This window comes from uncultured Jatrophihabitans sp., from assembly GCF_964252635.1.
Lineage (GTDB): Bacteria > Actinomycetota > Actinomycetes > Mycobacteriales > Jatrophihabitantaceae > Jatrophihabitans.
Genome location: NZ_CAXUNP010000061.1, coordinates 1 through 3,397, shown reverse-complemented (window position 1 = coordinate 3,397; position 3,397 = coordinate 1). Strand labels below are relative to the sequence as shown.

The 3,397-nt window shown below is 72.1% G+C and carries 3 protein-coding genes; all 3 read left to right on the top strand.

Annotated elements, in window-relative coordinates:
- The first annotated feature begins 182 nt into the window (after positions 1–182).
- On the top strand, positions 183–1,298 hold the full coding sequence (gene dnaJ / locus ACFFCA_RS18420) for a molecular chaperone DnaJ (RefSeq protein ID WP_375487514.1): 1,116 nt from the start codon (positions 183–185) through the stop codon (positions 1,296–1,298).
- A gap of 41 nt (positions 1,299–1,339) precedes the next feature.
- Positions 1,340–2,062: a 16S rRNA (uracil(1498)-N(3))-methyltransferase gene (locus ACFFCA_RS18415; RefSeq protein WP_375487479.1), complete on the top strand. Its 723-nt coding sequence runs from the start codon at positions 1,340–1,342 to the stop codon at positions 2,060–2,062.
- Between the two features lie 179 nt (positions 2,063–2,241).
- On the top strand, positions 2,242–3,390 hold the full coding sequence (locus tag ACFFCA_RS18410; protein ID WP_375487477.1) for a DUF222 domain-containing protein: 1,149 nt from the start codon (positions 2,242–2,244) through the stop codon (positions 3,388–3,390).
- Positions 3,391–3,397: the final 7 nt, after the last annotated feature.

Here is a 3,397-nt window from a genome sequence, read left to right as displayed (position 1 = left end):
CTGAGCGACGCTTGCGGAGCGAGCATTGTCACTGAGCGACGCTTGCGGAGCGAGCGACGTCGCTGAGCGACAGGCGACCTCCACCCGGCTCGTACACTTGACTGGCACTCGCTCAAGCTGAGTGCCAAGGACTTGTTGAGGACGGAACGTACGTGGCTGACTCTCCGCGCGACTACTACGGCATGCTCGGGGTCCGCAAGGATGCGACCCCTGAGGAGCTCAAGCGCGCCTACCGCAAGCTCGCTCGTGAGCTGCACCCGGACGTCAACCCCGACCCGGCCGCGCAGGACCGGTTCAAGGCCATCACGGCGGCCTACGAGGTGCTCAACGACCCGGAGAAGCGGCGCATCGTCGACCTGGGCGGCGACCCGCTCGCGCAGGGTGGCGGCGGCGGGCAGCCTGGCGGCCCGTTCGGCGGGTTCGGTGGTTTCGGTGACGTTTTCGAGGCGTTCTTCGGCGGCGGCGGCCCGATGGGCGGCGGACGTGGCCGGCGCAGCCGGGTCCGCCCCGGTGCCGATGCGTTGCTGCAGCTGCAGTTGACGCTGGAGGAGACCGCGTTCGGCGTGCGCCGCGAGATCGTCGTCGACACCGCGGTGCTGTGCGACACCTGCACCGGCAGTGGATGCGCCCCCGGCACGTCGCCGCGGACGTGCGCGACCTGCGGCGGCGCGGGCGAGATCCAGTCCGTGCAGCGCTCGTTCCTCGGCCAGGTCATGACCACGCGTGCCTGCTCGGCCTGCGGCGGCACCGGCGAGCAGATCCCGTCGCCCTGCCCCACCTGCACCGGCGACGGCCGCGTCCGCGCCCGGCGCACCAAAACGATCGACGTCCCGGCCGGCATCGAGGACGGCATGCGCATCCGGCTGGCCGGTCAGGGCGAGGTCGGCCCGGGCGGTGGCCCGGCCGGCGACCTGTACATCGAGATCGCCGAGACGCCGCACGAGACGTTCACCCGGGAGGGTTCGGACCTGCATTGCACGATCGGCGTGCCGATGACCTCCGCGGCGCTGGGCAGTGAGCTGGTGCTCACCACGCTCGACGGCGAGGAGAAGATCGAGGTGCGGGCCGGCAGCCAGAGCGGTTCGGTGCTGCACCTGCGCGGCAAGGGCGTGCCCAAGCTGCGCAGCTCGGTGCGGGGCGACCTGTACGTGCACGTCGAGGTCCGCACTCCCACCCGTCTCGACGAGGAGCAGGAGCACCTGCTGCGCCAGTTCGCCGAGCTGCGCTCCGAGGACGTCGCCGTGGCCACCAAGCAGAACGGGCTGTTCGGCAAGGTGCGCGACGCCTTCCGTCAGTAGATAGCGATGTCCGGCCTTTGCCGCCGTCCGGCCGCCGTCCGATGACACCGCCGCTGTTCCTCGTCGACCGGTTGCCCACCGAGGGCACGTTCGTGCTCGACGGCGACGAGGGCCGGCACGCCGCACGGGTCCGTCGCGTCGGCCTGGGCGAGGACGTCCTGGTCGCCGACGGCCTGGGCGGCCTGCTCGCGTGCGTCGTCGCCGAGGTGCTGCCGGAGGGTCTGCGGCTGTCGGTGCGGTCGGCCTCCCGCGTACCGGTGCCGTGGCCCCGCCTCGTCGTCGTGCAGGCGTTGCCCAAGGGTGACCGTGCGGAGCTGGCGGTCGAGGTGCTCACCGAGCTGGGCGTCGACGAGATCGTGCCGTGGTCGGCGTCGCGCTCGATCACCCGGTGGGACGGACCGCGTGGGGTCAAGGCGCTCGAGAAGTGGCGCCGCACCGCCCGCGAGGCCGCCAAGCAGAGCCGGCGGCCGCGGCTGCCGATCGTGCATGACCTGTCCTCGACGTCGCAGGTCGCCGAGCGCCTCGAGTCTGGGCTGGTGCTGCACGAGGACGCGACGGTGCCGTTGTCCTCGGCGCCGCTGCCCGACGCCGACGAGATCGTGCTGGTGGTCGGCCCCGAGGGTGGGGTGTCGGGCGAGGAGCTCGAGGTGTTCTCCTCGGCCGGGGCGCTGCCGGTGAAGCTCGGCGAGGAAGTGATGCGGACGTCGACGGCGGGGGCGGCGGCGCTGGCGGTGCTGTCGGTGCGGTTGGGGCGCTGGACCTGAGCTCGTCGCTGTAGGTCTCAGGCAAGAGCGAACGCCAAGGCGCAGCGATGAAGCAGTTTCACACGGGGGCGTTCGAGCTGTCGGGTCGCCTCCAGTCGGACGCTTCAGATCGCTCTAGGCCCCGGATTTGCTGGCCTAAAGAGTTGCAGTAGCGAGGGTGCTCCGGTAGAATCGAACACGTGAGCGATACGCTGATGCGGCTGGACCTGCAGTCCGCGCTGGCCGCCGCGCACCGCGCCGTCGACGCCCTGCTGACTGCCGAGCTGAGCCCCTGCACGGACGGGCAGGTGACGGCGCTGTTGCGTGACACCGAGCGGTTGCGCCACCGGCTGGCTGCGGTCGACCACGCCCAGATCCTGGAGGTCGAGCGTCGGGGCATGGCCGTTGCGGCCGGTGTTCGGACGGTGCCGCGCCTGCTGTGCCAGCTGCTCGATCTCGACCCCGGTGAGGCCCGGGCCCGGCACCGCGCCGCCGAAGCAGCGGGGGCGCGGCGCTCGCTGACCGGCGAACCGGTGGCGCCCGCCTACCCGGTCGTCGCCCGAGCCCAGGCCGACGGTGAGCTGTCACCCCGGCAGGCGCGGGTGATCACCGACTGCGTCGAGAAGCTCCCGGACGCCGTGCGACACGAGGGGCCGGGGGTGGAGGCGCGGCTGGTCGGGTTCGCCCGCGACCTGCACCTGGCGCCGCACGACCTGGCCCTGGCCGCGCAGCGGGAGACCGACTGGCTCGACCCCGACGGCAACTACCGCGACGTCGAGTTCCGGCGCCGGCAACGGACCGTCAGCCTGCACACCCGTCCCGACGGCTCGTGCCGCGGCAGCTTCGAGGGCACCGCCGAACTCACTGAGTTCCTGCAGGTCGTCTTCGACTCCCTCGCCGCCCCGAAGCCCGCCGCCGACGGGGTCCAGGATCCCCGCACACCCGGGCAGCGGCGCCACGACGCGATGCTCGAGCTGGCCAAGTTCGCCGTCCGCACCGGCGAGCTGCCGGCCGCCGGCGGCATCACCACGACCGTGGTGCTGACCATGACCGAGGACCAGTTCACCACCGGCGCGGGGCTGGCCCGCACCGGCCACGGTGCCCAGGTTCCCGTCCGTGAGGCGCTGTCCTGGTCCGGCGGCGACACCCGGGTCCTGGCCGTCGTGCTCGACTCGATGCAGGCCGTCACCGCCTACAGCACCTGCCACCGCATCTTCACCGAAGGCCAACGGCTGGCCATGACCGCCCGAGACCTCGGCTGCGCCTTCCCCAGCTGCACCGCACCACCAGGCTGGACCCAGGTGGACTTGCCCTGGTTTCACGGACAGGTGGTTGATTGTTCCGTGTAGTCGGTGG